Raw genomic sequence first — 16,824 nt, 5'->3', positions numbered from 1 at the left:
ACTAATCACGCCTCACGAATTTCGCGCTTCTATAATTAAAAAAGTGCTTCTGAACCATCTTGCAGCGCTTTAGTGACGGCGTTATATACCGCCCTTACTGGTCGCGGAGTGTAGCGCAGCCTGGTAGCGCACGTCGTTCGGGACGACGGGGTCGGAGGTTCGAATCCTCTCACTCCGACCAGAAAATCGAATGAAATCTTTGACGTCTTAGCCCAGATCACGCTTGGAACGAGACGTAGAGCCAGAGTAAAAGCGGGGCGATCAATGAAATTGCCAACACGCTCCAGAAAACCCGCCAGCCAGTGTTCCGCGTACCGAACTTAGCTATAAGCAGAAAAATCAGGATCACTGTCAGAGTAACAGGCCAGAAGTGTCCAAGGTAGAATACAGCTATTACCCAATACGATATCGACATGTTGCCTGATTACCTTAAGCTGAAAGTTGCAGCAACACGCTGTCGCGGCATGGAATAAGCGTCTTCAGTTTGCAATGAACCTGTAGCCCACACCGGGCTCGGTACGAATGAAATGCGGTTGATTGGGATCCTGCTCAATCTTGGCGCGCAATTGCCCTACGAACACGCGCAGATAATGCAAATCCTCAAGATGCGCCGCGCCCCAAACTGACGCCAGCAGCTGGCGGTGCGTAACAACCAGACCCGGGTGCAAAACCAGATGCACCAGCAACTGATATTCTTTGCGCGTCAGATGAACCTCTTCCCCATGGAGCGTAACCGCGCGCTTGACCATATCGACAACGAGGCCATTGCTTTCAAATATCGACGGCACGCTGGCACCCGCCGCCTTCTGCCGCAAGGCTGTGCGGACGCGGGCTAAAAGTTCGCCAATTCCAAAGGGCTTTTCGACGTAATCATTTGCCCCAAGATCAAGCGCCGCAATTTTTTCCGCCTCCCGATCGCGCGCCGATAAAACAATAATCGGCACTTCGGAAAAGGCTCTGACAGTCCGAATGACTTCCTTGCCGTCCTTGTCCGGGAGACCAAGATCCAGAATGACGAGATCCGGCGCGCTGGTCGCGATCATCCGCTCTGCATCAGCCGCCGTTGCTGCCGTCATGACATCGTAGCCGGACGCCGTCAGCGCTGGATGCAGGAACCGCTGTATTTGCGGCTCGTCATCGACAATCAGAATGCGGTTCTCGTTCATCGGCTTGCTGTCTCGCCTCCCGCTTTTTCAAATGTTGGAAGACTGATGACAAACCGCGTACCACGCTTGCGAATGGCCGGGCTTTCCGCCTTGATTGTTCCGCCCATTGTCTCGACAAATCCACGGGCGATGGAAAGTCCAAGCCCCGTCCCTGCTGCCCGGCCATCACTTTTTACGCGCCGGTAGAACTTTTCGAAAATACGATCGAGATCTTTTTCAGGAATACCTTTTCCTTGATCAGTCACACTGATGACGACCCGCCCCGCATCGTTCTTGGCATAGACCGCAATCGGGCTGTCCCCGCCATATTTTGCTGCATTGTCTAGCAAGTTAAACAGAACTTGGCCGAGCAATCCGGAATCGCCGCTGACAACTGCAAGGTCCGTGGCAATGCTTGTATCGATTGCGATCCCGGGCTTGAGCCGTTTCATTCGCTCAATCGCCGAAACAATGACGTCCGCAGCGTCAACCGGACTACTTTTGACTTTCAGCGTTCCAGCTTCAATACGCGTCATGTCGAAAAGGTTGGACACAAACCGGGTAAGACGGCCCGCTTCCTCCTCAATGGAAAGCAATAGGTCATCGCGGCTGCTTTGCTTCATTTTTCCGCCGAGTTGCCGCAGTGTTGTCACTGCGCCGGTAATGGAAGCAAGCGGCGTTTTCAAATCATGTGACAGTGACGAGAACAGAGCTGTATGGAGCTTTTCGCTTTCCTGCAGCGCCGCTGTCTTGGCGTTTTCGCGCATCAGCAAAGCGCGGTCGATAGCGATGGCAGTCTGGTCCAGAATGGCCATCAGCTTACGATCTTCGTTTTCACTCAGTGAGCCTGAATGATCCGCCATGGAAATGCCGGTTACGCCGGCAACGCCGTGTGACGTGACGATGGGCAGAAATTGCCATGAAATCTGCGGCAGCGTTGCCGTATCGTGCCCGGCACGCTCATTCTTATCGAAAGCCCAACGTGCGGCTGTCATATCCGTACTGTCGAGAGCCATATCGGGCGGCCAGGCGGCCTGAAGGAGTAGTTCATCATCTTCAGGCAAAAGGATCACCACGCCGGTTTCCAGCGTCGCGTGAAGATGCGTCGCACCGGCCACCAGAACATCGTCAAGCCGCGCTGTGCCGGAAAGTTTCCGCGAGAACTCGTAAAGCGCCTGCGTGCTTTTCGCCTGATTGCGTGAGCGGGCAACTTGATCACGCAGACGCCCGGCAAGATCGCCAATCATCAGTGCCACTGCGAGGAAAATGATGAGCGAGAATAGCTGGTGCGGCTTGGCAATGCTCAAATTGTGGATCGGTTCAATGAAGAAATAATTGTACAGGACGAAAGACAGGCAAGCCGCAATGATGGCTGCAAAGCGTCCGCTCGACATTGCCGAGAGAATGACGGCAACCAGATAGAGCATCGACAGGTTCTGCAGATGGACAATATTGCTCGCGCCAAGTCCGAGCAGGGTGGTCGCACCTGTGGCCAGAACCGGAATGGCAATGGATTTTGCCAATTCAATTCTTGAGCGTCGTTGCGGAGGCGGCGCGACATAGGCCGTATCTTCCTCACTGCCCGTGACGATGTGCACGCCGACATCGGTAAGGCGCTTCATGACCTCATCGGGCAAGGAGCGCCGGAAGGGATTGGAGAAGGCCTTGCCTCTTGGGCGTCCCAGCACAACCTGCGTGATATTTTCGCGCCGGGACAATCGATAGATTTCTTCGACAAAATCCCGGGCGATGACACGGCGGGTTTCAGCGCCAAGCCTTTCGGCCATATCCAAAATCTTGTCGATGCGCTGGTTGGCGGCAACATCCATGCCTGCCGTACTTGCATTGGTCAATGAAACAACCAGCCAGCGCGCATTGAGCCCTGAAGCAAGACGGCTCGCCGTGCGTACAACCTTTTCCGACAGACTGTCAGGCCCGACACAGACCAGCAATCGCTCTCCCGACGCCCATGGCCCCTCGATCGCATTTTGCCGCAACAGATCAATCATCTGGTCGTCAACGCGATCAGCGGTACGGCGTAGCGCCAGTTCGCGCAGCGCAGTCAAGTTTTCAGGCTTGAAAAATCCTTCGGCAGCACGTTCCGCATTGCCGGGGAGATATATCTTTCCTTCTTTTAAACGCGCGATGAGTTCAATAGGTGAAAGATCGACCAGCAGCACATCATCGGCCCGCTTGATGACGATATCGGGCACGGTCTCCCGCACTTTCACGCCGGTGATATTTGTCACCAGATCAGACAGGCTTTCCAGATGCTGGACGTTCATCGCCGTCCAGACATCAATGCCATGCCAGATCAGCTCTTCAATATCCTGATGCCGTTTCGGATGACGGCTGCCGGGTGCGTTTGTATGTGCGATCTCGTCGAGAACAAGCACGGTTGGCTTACGCGCCAGAGCTGCATCCAGATCGAATTCTTCCAGCGGGCGACCGCGATAGTCGATCTGTTTGCGCGGAAGAACTTCAAGTCCTTCGAGCAATTCTGCGGTTTCGCTCCGTCCGTGCGTCTCGGCAAGGCCGATGACAATATCGACGCCATCTTCCTTGAGCCTACGCGCACGCTGGAGCATCGTATAGGTTTTGCCGACGCCAGGAGCCGCACCAAGAAATACAGTAAGCTTGCCGCGCTTTTCACGCGCGGCAAGCTCCAACAATTTATCAGGATCAGGTCGGTGACCATATTCGGCCATAAATGCCTCGGGTTTATTTCTTCAGATCATCGAGTGCCAGGTTCAGCGCCAGAACGTTTACCCCAACTTCACCGAATATACCAAGCACAGCTTGCCGCGTATTGGCTTTGACCTGTTGAGAAACTGCTTCCGGGTCCAAACCACGGGCCTGAGCAACACGCGCCACTTGCAGCATTGCGTAGTCTACCGAGATATCCGGATCGATCCCCGATGCGGAACTGGTCACTGCATCGGCTGGAATGGCCGTCGTTACACCGGCTGACTTGAAGGATTCGACCGATGTTTTTACCCGCTCAACCAGTGCTGCCGATGTTGGGCCAAGGTTTGAACCGCTTGAGGCAGCAGCATTATAAGGATCGGGGCTGGTGGCGGATGGGCGCGGCCAGAAATAGATATCGCTGGTAAAATTCTGGCCGATCAGACTGGAGCCGACAATAGTATCGCCGCGCTTTATCTGGCTTGAATTTGCCTGTGTCGCAAACAGAGTCTGGCCGATCCCGGTCATTGCAAGTGGGTAAAGCAGACCCGTTACAATTGTTAGACTGAGCGTGAGTACGATTGCCGGTCGAAGTTGGTTTAGCATCGCAATTTCCTTTAAACGAGATTAAGTGCAGCGACGATCACGTCAATCGCCTTGATGCCGACAAACGGCACCAGCAGCCCGCCGAGCCCGTAAACCAGAAGATTACGCCGCAAGAGAGCAGATGCGCCGACTGGCTTGTATGAGACACCTTTCAGAGCCAGCGGTATAAGCGCGATAATGATCAAGGCATTGAAGATGACAGCCGAAAGGATTGCCGATTGCGGCGAGCTCAACCCCATGATGTTGAGTGCGCCAAGCTGCGGATAGGTTACAACGAACAGCGCCGGAATGATCGCAAAGTATTTGGCTACGTCATTGGCAATTGAAAACGTTGTCAACGAACCCCGCGTCATCAGGATCTGCTTGCCGATTTCGACAATCTCAATCAGCTTGGTCGGACTTGAATCGAGATCGACCATATTACCGGCTTCACGCGCAGCCTGCGTACCAGACTGCATCGCAACCCCGACATCAGCCTGCGCAAGTGCAGGCGCATCATTGGTGCCGTCGCCGCACATGGCGATAAGCCGCCCGCCCTGTTGTTCCTTGCGGATATAGGCAAGCTTCTGTTCAGGGGTGGCTTCCGCCATGAAGTCGTCAACGCCCGCTTCAGACGCGATCGCGGCGGCAGTGACAGGATTATCGCCCGTGACCATGACCGTCCTGATGCCCATGGCACGCAAGGCGGCAAAGCGCTCCTTGATATCCGGTTTGACAACATCCTTCAGATGGATCACGCCAAGCAGTTTTCCATTATATGTCACACCAAGAGGTGTTCCGCCTACGCGAGCGATGGAATCAACCGCCTTCTGGAAACTTTGTGGGGCGGTGTCTTTTGTAAGCCCGGCCACGTTCAGGATGGAGTCTATCGCGCCTTTGCGGATTTGGTCCTTGCCAATATCCACCCCGGAAATACGTGTCTGGGCGGCAAAAGGTATGAACGTTGCCTGCTTGCCATCCAATACTGTGTTGGAGAGGCCGTAATCGGCTTGAGCCAAAGCCACGATGGAGCGGCCCTCTGCTGTTTCATCGGAAAGCGAGGCTTGAAGTGCTGCACTTGCAAGCTCTTCTTCTGGAGTTCCGTCAACCGGGATGAACTCCGTAGCCATACGATTGCCGAAGGTAATCGTGCCGGTCTTGTCGAGCAAAAGAGTATCCACATCGCCCGCTGCTTCAACAGCCCGACCCGATGTTGCTATGACATTGAAGCCGATAAGCCGATCCATGCCGGCAATGCCGATCGCAGAAAGCAGGCCGCCGATTGTCGTCGGAATGAGCGTTACGAAAAGCGCTGCAAGCACGGTAACAGTCATGATCGTGCCGGAATAAGCAGCAAGGCCTGAAACAGTCACAACTGCGATAAGAAACACAAGTGTCAGACCGGACAGCAGGATCGACAAGGCTATTTCATTTGGTGTCTTCTGCCTCTCCGCGCCTTCGATCAGTGCGATCATTCGATCAACGAAGGTTTCGCCTGGCTTGGTTGTAATACGCACAATGAGCCAGTCGGATAAAACCTGCGTGCCGCCTGTTACCGCTGATCGGTCACCGCCGGACTCGCGGATAACAGGTGCCGACTCGCCAGTGATGGCACTTTCGTTCACCGAAGCCACACCTTCAATGATTTCACCATCGCCGGGCACAAGATCATTGACCTCGATATAGACAAGGTCGCCGACTTTAAGGCTTGTGGCGGGCACGACATCATAATCCTTGCCATTGGCAGACTTCAGCCGTTTGGCCACAAGGTCCGATTTCGTGCGCTTCAGACTGTCCGCCTGCGCCTTGCCGCGTCCTTCGGCGATTGCTTCCGAGAAGGTTGCGAAAATAACGGTGAACCAAAGCCAGGCGGCAATCTGCCCGGAAAATAATGGTGTTCCGCTTCCGCTTATCATGTCGCGCAGCCAGAGAAGCGTCACCATTGCAGCGACGACTTCGGTGGTGAAGATGACCGGATTATGCACCAGCTTCATCGGATTGAGCTTGATGAATGATCCTTTCAGTGCCTGAACCAGAATGGCACTGTCGAACATGGATATTGATTTTGCCTTTGAAGACATTTTGCTGATCCTTAGAACGTCTGACCGGAGAGCATCAGGAAATGCTCGACGATGGGACCAAGGGCGAGAGCAGGAAAATACTGCAAACCGCCGAGAATGATGATGATACCGATGAGCAGACCAACGAAGAGCGGGCCATCGGTTGGGAATGTTCCTGCGGAAGCTGGAACCTTCTGCTTACCGACAAGTGATCCCGCAATTGCAAGAACCGGCACGATATAGGCAAAGCGGCCTAGCAGCATGGCAATGCCAAGTGTCGTATTGTACCAGATCGAGTTAGCCGTCAGGCCGGCGAAGGCAGAGCCGTTGTTGCCCGCAGCGGAAGAGTAAGCATAAAGGATTTCCGACAGACCGTGCGGACCCTTATTAAGCAGTCCGGCAAGACCTACGGGCAATATTGCAGAGATTGCAGTAAAGCCGAGGATTGCCAGCGGCAGTACAAGAACGGCCAGCATCGCAAATTTCATCTCTCTCGACTCAATCTTCTTGCCGAGAAATTCGGGGGTGCGGCCAACCATCAGCCCTGCAACGAACACTGTGAGAATTGCAAAGATCACCATGCCGTAAAGCCCGGAACCGACACCACCCGGCAATACTTCGCCAAGCTGGATAAGGAACATCGGAATAAGACCGCCAAGGGGCGTCAGCGATGCGTGCATCGAATTCACGCCGCCATTGGAAAGGCCGGTTGTCACGGCGGCGTAAAGGGCGGTGCCTGCCTGACCAAAGCGAATTTCCTTGCCTTCCATGTTCCCTTGCAAGGGGGCCACTCCCAGTTGGGTCAGGATAGGATTGCCGCTTGTTTCCGCCCAGTAGACCGCACCAATGCCGATGATGAGCAGGATCGCCATTGCTGACAGCAGCGCCCATGCCTGACGGCGATTGCCGGCAATCTGCCCGAATGCGTAGACCATTGCCGATGACACGACGAGCATCGAGAACACGCCGAGATAGTTCGAAAAGGCGTTCGGGTTTTCAAACGGATGTGCGGCATTGACGTTGAAGAAACCACCGCCATTGGTGCCAAGCTGTTTGATAGCTTCCTGGCTGGCGACCGGCCCTGTTGAAATGATCTGCTTTGCGCCTTCCAGCGTTGTGGCTGTAAATGAACCATCAAGCGTTTGGGGCATGCCGAGCGCGATAAAGAGCAGTGCAACAATGACGGCCAGTGGCAGCAGCACATAAAGCGTCGCTCTGGTCATATCGACCCAGAAATTGCCAAGCGTGGTCATGTTTGAACGCACGAATGCCCGAGACAAGGCAACAGCGATCGCCATCCCAGTTGCAGCAGAAAGGAAGTTCTGCACGGTGAGTCCTGCCATCTGGCTAAAATGACTCATCGTGGTTTCACCGCCATAGGACTGCCAGTTGGTGTTGGTGATGAAGCTGACCGCCGTGTTGAAGGCGAGGTCAGGTGCAACACCAGCAAATCCCTGCGGATTGAGCGGCAAGATGTCCTGTAGTCTCAATATGCCATAGAGAACCAGGAAGCCCGCAGTGCTGAAAAGCAGAACACCGAATGCATAGGAAATCCAGTTCTGCTCGCGACTTTTGTCTATTCCGGCAACAGCATAAAATGCCCGTTCAACAGGATTGAGCACCGGCGAAAGAAACGTTCTTTCCCCGGCAAAAACATGGCTCATATAAAGACCAAGCGGCTTGATCGCCAAAAGAACGGCGAGCAGCGTCAGGCTGATTTGCAGCCATCCGACAAGTGTCATTGGTAGTCTCCGAAATGGAAAATGGGGAATTCAGCGAAAGCCTGACAATCGTTCAGGGTGAGCCGAAAATGGTAGGGTTTGAGAACCGGAGCGGAGCGTACTTCTTTGTAGGTGAGCACCGGATCGCAGAACCCTGCCATTTGCAGGCCACCCTGAACGATTTTCAAGCCGCTAGAAGCGCTCGGGCGCAACAAGGGTCACGACCAAATAAGCGCAAAGGCCGGCAGCAACGCCAAGGCCGAGAATAAGCTCAAACACGGCTTAATGCCTGTGCGTAGAGGCCCAGAAGGAGCAAGATACCGCAACCGAGCGCAACGAAGATAAAGTCCAGCATGTCAGTTATCCATTTGGTTTAGCTGGACCCAACATGCGCTTATCGGCGTCAGTTATCGATTGTGAATAGAGATGCTGCACATAAGGAAAACATAAGGAAAATGACAACGGGAATGCGATGACATTCCCGTTGTCCTCAACGTTACTTGGACTTTTTCGCGCCCACAAGTTCATCCCACTTCCTGAATGCAATGACCATCTTGTCAGGCTTCAAGGGCAGTTCGATTGGATTATTGGCAATAAGGTCAGCATATTCCGGCCGCCCGAATTCCTTGATAACATCCTGGCTGCGTTGCGGAGCCATGGATAAAGGCACGTTTTTCACCGCAGGTCCGGGATAGAGATATCCCTCATCATAGGAATAAGCCTGTGCTTTTGGTGTTAGCAGAAACGCCATCAGGTCGAGCACGACTGCAACCTTATCCTCAGCTATTCCCTTGGGAACACACATGAAGAAAGCATCAGAAACCCAATGGAAGCCCTTGAGTGTGCCGATCTTTGCGGTTTCCGGGACAATGCCAAGAGCACGCGGATTTATGTCCCAGCCGGTTGTGCTGATGATGATATCGCGCGAACCCTCGCCGAATTCCTTCATCGTCACGCCGGTTCCTGCCGGATAATAATCGATATATTGACCGATCTCGGCCAGATAAGCCCAGGTTTTCTCCCAGCCATCCACCGGATCGGAAGGATCCTTATCGCCTAGGAGATAGGGCAATCCCATCATGAATGTGCGGCCCGGGCCTGAATTTGTCGGACGGGCATACATGAAGCGGCCTGGATTTTCCTTGGCATAGGCAAGGAGTTCCTCGGCGGTCGTGGGAACTTTCTTCACGCGCTCCGGATCATATTCGAGCAAAGGTCCGGACGGATAATAATTGATGACAACACCATAGCCATCGCCCTGCGCCTTCAAAAGATTTAATGCAGCAGGTTCGTAATTCTCTTCAAGGTTTGGAAATGTCGAAGAGAAATCGGGTAGAATTTTCATCCAGGTTTGATTGACAAGACCCGCGGCAAGCCCGTCACTTCCGGTCAACACAAGGTCAATATCAACGCGATTGGCGCTTTGTTGTGCCTTTAGTTTTCCGGCAAGTTCAGTGACCGGGGCTTTGGCGAAAATGATACGCGATGCGCGCTCAGGATAAGTCTTTGCATATTCCTCAAAGGCCGGCTGACTCAAAGCCAGCGCACCGCCAACATCCATAACGGTGATGACAACCGGCGATGCAGGCAGCGCTGGTGCGGCCGCCCGTGCTCCGGTAATGCCTGTGACAACAGTGGCCGCCATGCCACCCAGCACTGTGCGGCGATTCAATCGAAAGAAGTCGTGTGTCATTCCATTCCCCTTTTTGTTTTTGGATCGATTATCAGAAAAACCGTTCTTCGTTGCCGATACGAACCCGCGTCACATTCATGGATTGAGACCATTCAAGTTCGCTTAACGCCAAGCTCACCCCATGCGCCTCCAATACCGGAGCAAGCGCTTGCAGCAGCCTGGTCGAAGCCATTTCCACGGCCTGTTCAAAGGTGGCGATGTTCCAGCGCACAAGATTGCGCACCGCATCGTCCAGGCAAAGCGAAGACCCGGCCAAGCCCGAAGAATCGCTCTGGCTGACCACACCGTCTTCCGACCGATCAACCTGCATACCGGCAAATGGATAGGTTCCAGCAGGGGCAGCAGCGGCGGCAACGGCGTCAGTAACCAACGCCGAGCGCTCAAATCCTTTGGCTCGGATCAGGCTTTTCAACACATAAGGCGGCATATGAATGCCGTCGGCAATGAAGGTTGCGAGCAAACGGTCCTCTGCCAGCTGTGCGAATAGCGGATTGTCGAGCTTGGGCAATATTTGCGGCAAGCCATTACCCAGATGAGTGGAAAGCCCCGCACCTGCATCTGCCGCCGCCGCGATAATATGATTGTCGGCTGACGAATGACCAATGGAAACGAGCCTGTTGCTGGCACGCATCGCTTTTATAAACTCGAGCCCGCCATGAATTTCAGGCGCGACAGTCACCAGCAGAATTGGCCGCTCGATTATTTCCTGTAATGCAGTGACAAGCGCAGGATCGGCTGCCGTCATGGCATTGGCTGGATGGCATCCGGAAAAACCATCGGCAGGATTGAGAAATGGACCTTCAAGGTGATAGCCGGGACACATGAGCGGCCCAAGGCGGCTTTCTCGCACAGCCCTGTCCAATGCCATGAAACGGACTTCAAGCTCATCCCGGTGTGCAGTGATTATCGTAGGCAGGCAGGTCGTAACTCCCGAAGCCAACATGGCTTCAAGAGCAAGGTCCAATGTCTCAGGCGTAATGCCGGGATCGTTGAAATCAACCCCGGCAAAGCCATTTACCTGAATATCGACAAGGCCTTTTGTAATCATGAAAGTTTCGATGCCGATGCGGGATCAAGGAAGAGCACGGTATGAGGGTGCTTCTGCACAATGGACGCCGGGTGCACCGGATCAATCTTGCCTTCCACTGCATCCTTCACCGCCTGCGCCTTACGTTCGTCCGGCACGGACAGGATGATGAGTTTGCTCTTCAAAATCTGTTTGATGCTCATGGAAATGGCTTTTTCAGGCACAGCCTCAAGGGTCGGAAACCATCCCTCCCCCATTTGCTGTTTGCGGCAGGCTTCATCAAGCGTCACAACAATATAGGGCTGGTCCGTCTCAAAATCGGCAGGCGGATCATTGAAGGCAAGATGGCAATTCTCGCCGATTCCAGCAAAGCAAACATCAATGTCATGGTCGGCAATCAAGGCGCTCATGCGCTCGGCTTCTGCTGGTGCATCGACCTCGGCATTAATTGGATGAAATGCAACGACACCGCCCAGAGGATCGACGAATCGCTCCTGCAGAAACTTTCGGAAACTTGCCGGGTGGGCAATGTCCATTCCAACATATTCATCGAGATGAAATGCCGTCACCTTGGACCAATCGATACCTTCAGCAGCCACCAGATTCTGCAAGACCTCGAACTGGCTGGCACCTGTGGCCACGATAATGGACGCTTTGCCTTTGGCTGCAATTGCTGCGCGGATTGCTTCTGCACCCAGTTTGGCTGCCGCTTCACCCAAAACAGCCTTGTCGGCTAATTGTCTTATATCGATCATATTTTATCCCTTGTGGACGTGTCATCGGCTTGCTCTCATAGTAAGCACAGCTTTATATGACACAGCAAGGTATTTTCGAATATTGAAGTTCAAAAATAGAAACGGGCAGAAACTCCATGTTTTTGACGATTGACGAAACCGCATATGACGACGCGCACCAACGCGATTGCGCGCGCGTCTCGGCCCTGCTTTCCGGCCCAGGCCCACATTCGCGAGCCAGCGTCGCCGACCAGTTGAAAATGACATCGACAGCCACCTCTCATGTGGTGAGCGATCTGACGGAGCGTGGTCTGGTTAAAGAGCGGCCGGGAACGAAGATGGGCCGGGGTCGTCCACCAGTAGAAATAGGTCTGAATTTTCAGCGTCTGGGTGCCTCTGTCATCCACATTTCCAGCCGCACTTTGCTCGGGTTTCTTCTGGATCTCGGTGGCACAACCCTTGAACACAGGGCTGTAGAAATCCCCGCCGATGCGGATAATGCCGTCATGGCTGATGCAATGCGCCAGCTGGTCAAGTGGCTGATTGCACAATGTCCGGCTGGGATGATTCATATGGGCACTTCCGTTGCCGTGCCCGGCGTTGTCGATGTCAAAGCCCGAACATGGCTCATAACCTCCCGCTGGCCAAAAGTGCGCAATCTCGACATTGGCAGCGCGCTTGCTTCGGCGACACCCGTTGCAACTGTTTGCAGACACCTTGATGCAGAACTTGACGCTCGAACGACGCAGGAATCGGCCTATCGCAGCGGCAATACGCTGCTGATGCACTGGGGATGGGGCATTGGTCTTTCCTGCAGTATCGCTGGTCAGCCATTCCTGCAAAATGGCGGTCCATTCGGAGAGATTGGCCATTGGCGTTTTAACGCCTTGAGCGAGCGCGAATGCGATTGCGGTAATCATGGATGCCTGGAAACGGGAGCCGCTTTATGGGCTCTTCTACCGCGCCTGCGAGAATTATGGCCTGACCTTTCGGAGGAAGAGGAGTTGCTGGCCGGGCAATTGGCAGGCCTGCCCCTGGTCGATGTTCCTGAAGTGACGGAAGCCATAAAACTCATGGCACGCTCGCTGACAAATGTATGCCGCCTCCTGTTTCCCTCACGTGTTATCGTAACGGGCCCGTTTGTAGCCAATGAGGATGTGTGGCAGGCATTCACAAGCGCATTCAAGACGGAGGGGCTTATCGGTTCGCTGGAATTGCCAACCTTGATCGCCGACAAGTTCAGTCAAGACTATGTTATTCATGGTGCGTGTCTGCCGCTGTTGAATGCAGGACTGGAAACATTCATCAGGCAAAACAAGCGCGCCGCATAAGGCATGTTCATGGCCGGGTGCGGAACAAAATCTCTTACCAGCTATTGTTCTTTGAAATCCTCTGCAAAGGAGTTTCCCAATGGGCCTGCCCATCACCATACATGCGTTTCCCGACCCAGTGACAGTGCGATTTCTTGATGTCGTTATAGCATCCACAGACAGGGCTCTGGAGCTGCGTGAAGCCGGGCATGAACCGGTGCTCTATATCCCCTTCGACGACATCTACTTCGTCCATTTCGAAAAAACGCAGACGCGAACGCACTGCCCTTTTAAGGGGGACGCCTCCTATTGGCGGATAACCGGTCAGGGTGAAGCTGCCAATGATGCTATGTGGGCTTATGAAGAACCCAAGGCCGAGGTGGCTCAGATTGCAGGACACGGCGCATTCGACCCCCGCAAGGTAACATTTGAAGGCGTGAAGGCCCGGCAGGTTCTGTCCTGATCGGGGTTAAATCACCAAGCGCGGCACTGCATCTATCAATACTTGTGTCGCATTGGCTTGTGGATTTGCCAGCACCTCTTCCGTATAGCCCTCTTCGGCAATACGGCCCTCTTCCATGACAATCATGCGGTTCGCGAAAGCGCGGACCACAGCCAGATCATGGGAAATAAACAGGTAAGAAACGCGGGTTTCCGCTTGAAGGTCCAATAATAGATTGAGGATTTGAGCACGCACCGACACATCAAGCGCTGATACCGGCTCATCCAGCACGATCAGTTGAGGCTTGGTGAGGATTGCGCGCGCAATGGCAACCCGTTGGCGCTGGCCGCCGGAAAGTTCCAAGGGCAGACGTTGCAGATATTGCGTGCCGAGCCCAACTCTTTCCAGCGTCTGGGCGAGAATATCGCCATATTCACTCTTGCTCGCAAAGCCATGAATGCGCAGTGGGTCTTCCAAAATGCGCTTCACATTTGCTCGCGGATTGAATGCCGCCAAAGGATCCTGAAACACCATCTGGAATCGTGGCCTCATGCGGCGCAAGGCGCCGCCGCCCATATGCGTTATGTCCTGCCCCAAGAGGTGAATGCTTCCCTCGTCAGGCCGCGTTAACCGCATCACCAGCCGGGCCAATGTCGTTTTGCCCGAACCCGAGCTGCCAGCAATAGCCAAGGTTTCGCCGTGCATGAGCGAGATATTGATATTCTTCAATCCGTCATGGCTGCGGTCGCCAAAACGCTTGGCGACATTCCTTAGCTCCATAAGGGGAGATGATGAGCCATCCATCATGGCAAATCCGCCATGTTCAATTCCGGAAGGCGGGTGCTGCGTGGCCGGTCCAGCGAAATATAGGTGTCAATCAATGCCTTGGTATAGGGGTGCTTCGGCTCCCTCAGCAATTGGCTCGCCGCCCCAGTCTCCACTAGTTCTCCCTGATAGAGCACAGCAATTTCGTCAGCCCGCTCCGATGCAAGGGCAATGTCATGGGTCACGAACAATAGCGTCAAGCCGCCATCTTTGACCAACTCATCCAGCAGATCGACAATGTGCCGCTGGATAACCGTGTCCAATGCGCTGGTCGGCTCATCCGCGATCAAAATTGAAGGATTTCCCGCAAGCGCCGCTGCCAAAGCGATACGTTGTTTCTGACCGCCCGAGAATTCATGCGGATAGCTGTTGAGACGCGATAATGCCTTTGGAATTTTTACCCGGTCCAGCAATTCGGCGGCACGCACCCGCGCGGCTATCCAGCTCATGCCAAGATGCGTCGCCACAACTTCGGCGATCTGATCTCCAACCTTCATAACCGGATCGAGGCTGCCGCTGGCATCCTGAAACAAGACACCAATTTCACTGCCAAGTTTCGGGCGGTGACCTGCAAAGTCAATTGTACCATCGATACGTGCTTGTTTTGGCAAAAGACCAGCGACAGCCATGGCCAAAGTCGACTTGCCCGACCCGCTCATGCCGATCAATGCCAGCCTCCCACCCTTTTCCAATTGCAGCGAGACATCTTTGAGCGCTGTTGTGCTGCCATAGCTCACATTCAGATTCCGCACATTCAGGTAACTATCTGTCATGGCTGCAACCTTTCCGTGCGAGAAAGCCCGCGCCCGATCAGATGAACACTCAGAACAGTGACAACCAGCGCGATACCGGGCACGATTGAGAGGTAGGGAGCCGCTCGTAAAACTGTGCGGCCTTCTGCAATCATGCTGCCCCAGGTCACCCGGTTCGGATCGCCGAATCCGAGAAAGGACAAGGCTGCTTCAATGAGGATCGCAGTAGCAACGGAAATAGCTGCTAGCGATGCTGTCGGCCCGAATGCATTGGGGAGTATTTCCCTGAAGGCAATCTCGAACGGGCGCATGCCGAGTGTCCGCGCAGCCGCTACGAAATCGCGTTCACGCAATGATAGGACTTCGGCGCGCGTGACCCGGGCGGCTTGCGTCCAGTTGCCAAGGCTGATGGCCAGAACAAGGGTGGGCACGCTTGGCCCGGTAACGCTGATCGTGGCAAGCGCCAATAGAAATCCCGGCACGGTTTGAAACGCTTCGGTGATCCGCATCAGCACAATATCGGTAATTCCGCCGAGAAAACCGGAAATGGTTCCAACAATGCTGCCAATGATGAGGGCGGCTGCGGCAGAAAAGAATGCCACAAGCAACGTCGTGCGCGTTCCATGCACCAGCCCTGCAAAGACATCCCGTCCAAGCCTGTCGGTGCCAAGCAGATGCGCCTCCGATTCAAAAGGGCGCAGCATAGCTTGCCCGCTGATTGCCAGCGGGTCACCCGGCGCAATCACCGGCGCGAACAATGCCATCAGCACGAGCAGCAAAAGCAGGGCAGCGCCGATCCGGAACGAACTCATCGCCCGATCCTCACGCGCGGATCAAGTTTGCCATAGGCGAGATCAACGAGCAGATTGGCGATAATCACGGTAATGGCGCTACACAGCAGGACTCCGAGCAATAAAGGCGTATCGCGGCGCGCCACAGCTTCCGCTGCCAACCGGCCAAAACCGGGAATGTTGAAAACGCTTTCAACCACGACGCTGCCACCGAGCATAGCAGCCGATTGCCAACCAAGCATCGTTATCGCCGGCAAGACCGCATTGCGGGCAACGTGACGCCAGACGATACGGCGGCGGCTCAACCCCCTCGCCTCAAGGCCTTTCACAAAGGGATCGCGCCAGATCTCCGCCATGCGATCGCGCATCAAGCGGAGGTAAAGCGCGAGATAGACCATCGCCAGCGCGCAAACGGGCAAAATGAGATGCACCGCAATGTCGCCTAGTCGTGCAAGGCCGGTTTTGCCGGAAGCAATGCTCTCAATTCCGCCAATTGGCAGCCAGCGCAGATCAACCGCAAAGACCACGATCAAAACCAACCCCAGCCAGAATCCCGGTACGGCATAAAGTGCCAGGGAACCCGTCGACAATATCCTGTCGCGCAACGATCCAGGCCGGGCACCCGCCACCACCCCCAGCAATGACCCTAAGAAAAATGCCAGGCCTGTCGCGATGCTCATCAAGAGCAATGTGACGGGCAGCCTTTCCACGATGACTAATGTTACCGGGCGCTCAAATGCTGTTGACCACCCAAGGTCCCCATGGGCGAGCGTTGATATATAGGCCCCAAAACGATAGAGCGGCCCTTTATCCAGGCCCCACTCCGTGCGTAGCTGCGTTATTTGCTCGGCATCCATGGCGCCGGAACGGGCTATATAGGCATCCACCGCATCGCCTGAAGCTGCCTCAAGCAGCAGAAAACTGCCCACCAGCACGATGAACAAAACCGGCAGCGCAGTGAGCAAGCGTTTCAGGAAAAATGAGGCAAGAGGCGGCAAAGGGTATCCTTCAAGAATTATCTGGTTGCTCCAAACTTATGCGTGGTTTGACAAGC

At 54.5% G+C, this 16,824-nt stretch carries 15 protein-coding genes and 1 tRNA gene; 3 read left to right on the top strand and 13 right to left on the bottom strand.

The features are described from left to right. Positions 1–104 precede the first annotated feature (104 nt). Positions 105–181, top strand: a tRNA-Pro gene (locus AC6CHM_RS11555). A gap of 298 nt (positions 182–479) precedes the next feature. Here AC6CHM_RS11555 and AC6CHM_RS11550 read toward each other — a convergent pair. The 9 genes from AC6CHM_RS11550 to AC6CHM_RS11510 all read right to left on the bottom strand — a co-directional run bounded on the left by AC6CHM_RS11550 (position 480) and on the right by AC6CHM_RS11510 (position 11,671). Then, positions 480–1,166, bottom strand: coding sequence for a response regulator (locus tag AC6CHM_RS11550; RefSeq protein ID WP_115051992.1), 687 nt, complete (start codon positions 1,164–1,166; stop codon positions 480–482). Beyond that, a complete protein-coding gene (locus tag AC6CHM_RS11545; RefSeq protein WP_336440817.1) occupies positions 1,163–3,853 on the bottom strand; it encodes a DUF4118 domain-containing protein in 2,691 nt (896 codons plus the stop codon). Before AC6CHM_RS11545 ends, AC6CHM_RS11550 begins: the two co-directional genes overlap by 4 nt. A 13-nt stretch (positions 3,854–3,866) precedes the next feature. Further along, positions 3,867–4,436, bottom strand: a complete 570-nt coding sequence (gene kdpC / locus AC6CHM_RS11540; RefSeq protein ID WP_115051996.1) for a potassium-transporting ATPase subunit KdpC — start codon at positions 4,434–4,436, stop codon at positions 3,867–3,869. 11 nt (positions 4,437–4,447) lie between these two features. Further along, positions 4,448–6,496 carry a potassium-transporting ATPase subunit KdpB gene (kdpB, locus tag AC6CHM_RS11535; protein ID WP_498173241.1) on the bottom strand — a complete coding sequence of 683 codons (2,049 nt, stop codon included), beginning with the start codon at positions 6,494–6,496 and terminating at the stop codon, positions 4,448–4,450. 11 nt (positions 6,497–6,507) lie between these two features. Further along, positions 6,508–8,217 carry a potassium-transporting ATPase subunit KdpA gene (gene kdpA, locus AC6CHM_RS11530; RefSeq protein ID WP_498173240.1) on the bottom strand — a complete coding sequence of 570 codons (1,710 nt, stop codon included), beginning with the start codon at positions 8,215–8,217 and terminating at the stop codon, positions 6,508–6,510. A gap of 171 nt (positions 8,218–8,388) precedes the next feature. Next, positions 8,389–8,475 carry a potassium-transporting ATPase subunit F gene (locus AC6CHM_RS11525; protein ID WP_115052002.1) on the bottom strand — a complete coding sequence of 29 codons (87 nt, stop codon included), beginning with the start codon at positions 8,473–8,475 and terminating at the stop codon, positions 8,389–8,391. Between the two features lie 217 nt (positions 8,476–8,692). Further along, positions 8,693–9,889: an extracellular solute-binding protein gene (locus AC6CHM_RS11520; RefSeq protein WP_370878813.1), complete on the bottom strand. Its 1,197-nt coding sequence runs from the start codon at positions 9,887–9,889 to the stop codon at positions 8,693–8,695. Between the two features lie 31 nt (positions 9,890–9,920). Continuing rightward, entirely contained in the window at positions 9,921–10,937 is a 1,017-nt protein-coding gene (locus AC6CHM_RS11515; protein WP_307283499.1) for an N-acetylglucosamine-6-phosphate deacetylase, read from the bottom strand. After that, positions 10,934–11,671 carry a glucosamine-6-phosphate deaminase gene (locus AC6CHM_RS11510; RefSeq protein ID WP_115052008.1) on the bottom strand — a complete coding sequence of 246 codons (738 nt, stop codon included), beginning with the start codon at positions 11,669–11,671 and terminating at the stop codon, positions 10,934–10,936. The genes AC6CHM_RS11515 and AC6CHM_RS11510 overlap by 4 nt, the downstream gene beginning before the upstream one ends. Positions 11,672–11,787: 116 nt before the next feature. Here AC6CHM_RS11510 and AC6CHM_RS11505 point away from each other — a divergent pair, with 116 nt between their 5' ends. Both AC6CHM_RS11505 and AC6CHM_RS11500 read left to right on the top strand, forming a co-directional pair. Continuing rightward, the gene (locus tag AC6CHM_RS11505) at positions 11,788–12,981 is read left to right on the top strand and encodes an ROK family protein (RefSeq protein WP_498173238.1); all 1,194 of its coding nucleotides are present in this window, start codon (positions 11,788–11,790) and stop codon (positions 12,979–12,981) included. 79 nt (positions 12,982–13,060) lie between these two features. Beyond that, positions 13,061–13,423 (top strand): DUF427 domain-containing protein, encoded by a 363-nt coding sequence (locus tag AC6CHM_RS11500; protein WP_498173237.1) that lies wholly within the window; start codon positions 13,061–13,063, stop codon positions 13,421–13,423. Between the two features lie 6 nt (positions 13,424–13,429). Here the strand turns inward: AC6CHM_RS11500 and AC6CHM_RS11495 are convergent, their stop codons facing one another. From AC6CHM_RS11495 to AC6CHM_RS11480, 4 genes are read right to left on the bottom strand one after another with little or no spacing between them, the layout of a single operon-like run. Next, complete coding sequence (locus tag AC6CHM_RS11495; protein ID WP_307283492.1) at positions 13,430–14,209, bottom strand: ABC transporter ATP-binding protein; 780 nt, start codon at positions 14,207–14,209, stop codon at positions 13,430–13,432. Continuing rightward, positions 14,206–15,000: an ABC transporter ATP-binding protein gene (locus tag AC6CHM_RS11490; RefSeq protein WP_354346761.1), complete on the bottom strand. Its 795-nt coding sequence runs from the start codon at positions 14,998–15,000 to the stop codon at positions 14,206–14,208. Before AC6CHM_RS11490 ends, AC6CHM_RS11495 begins: the two co-directional genes overlap by 4 nt. Next, positions 14,997–15,791 (bottom strand): ABC transporter permease, encoded by a 795-nt coding sequence (locus tag AC6CHM_RS11485; protein WP_336440808.1) that lies wholly within the window; start codon positions 15,789–15,791, stop codon positions 14,997–14,999. Before AC6CHM_RS11485 ends, AC6CHM_RS11490 begins: the two co-directional genes overlap by 4 nt. Further along, a complete protein-coding gene (locus tag AC6CHM_RS11480) occupies positions 15,788–16,768 on the bottom strand; it encodes an ABC transporter permease (protein ID WP_498173235.1) in 981 nt (326 codons plus the stop codon). The genes AC6CHM_RS11485 and AC6CHM_RS11480 overlap by 4 nt, the downstream gene beginning before the upstream one ends. Positions 16,769–16,824 lie beyond the last annotated feature (56 nt).

It is taken from the genome of Phyllobacterium sp. GQ127, assembly GCF_059758635.1.
The sequence above is the reverse complement of the archived record's forward strand: the minus strand, read 5'-3'. Positions and strand labels throughout refer to the sequence as shown.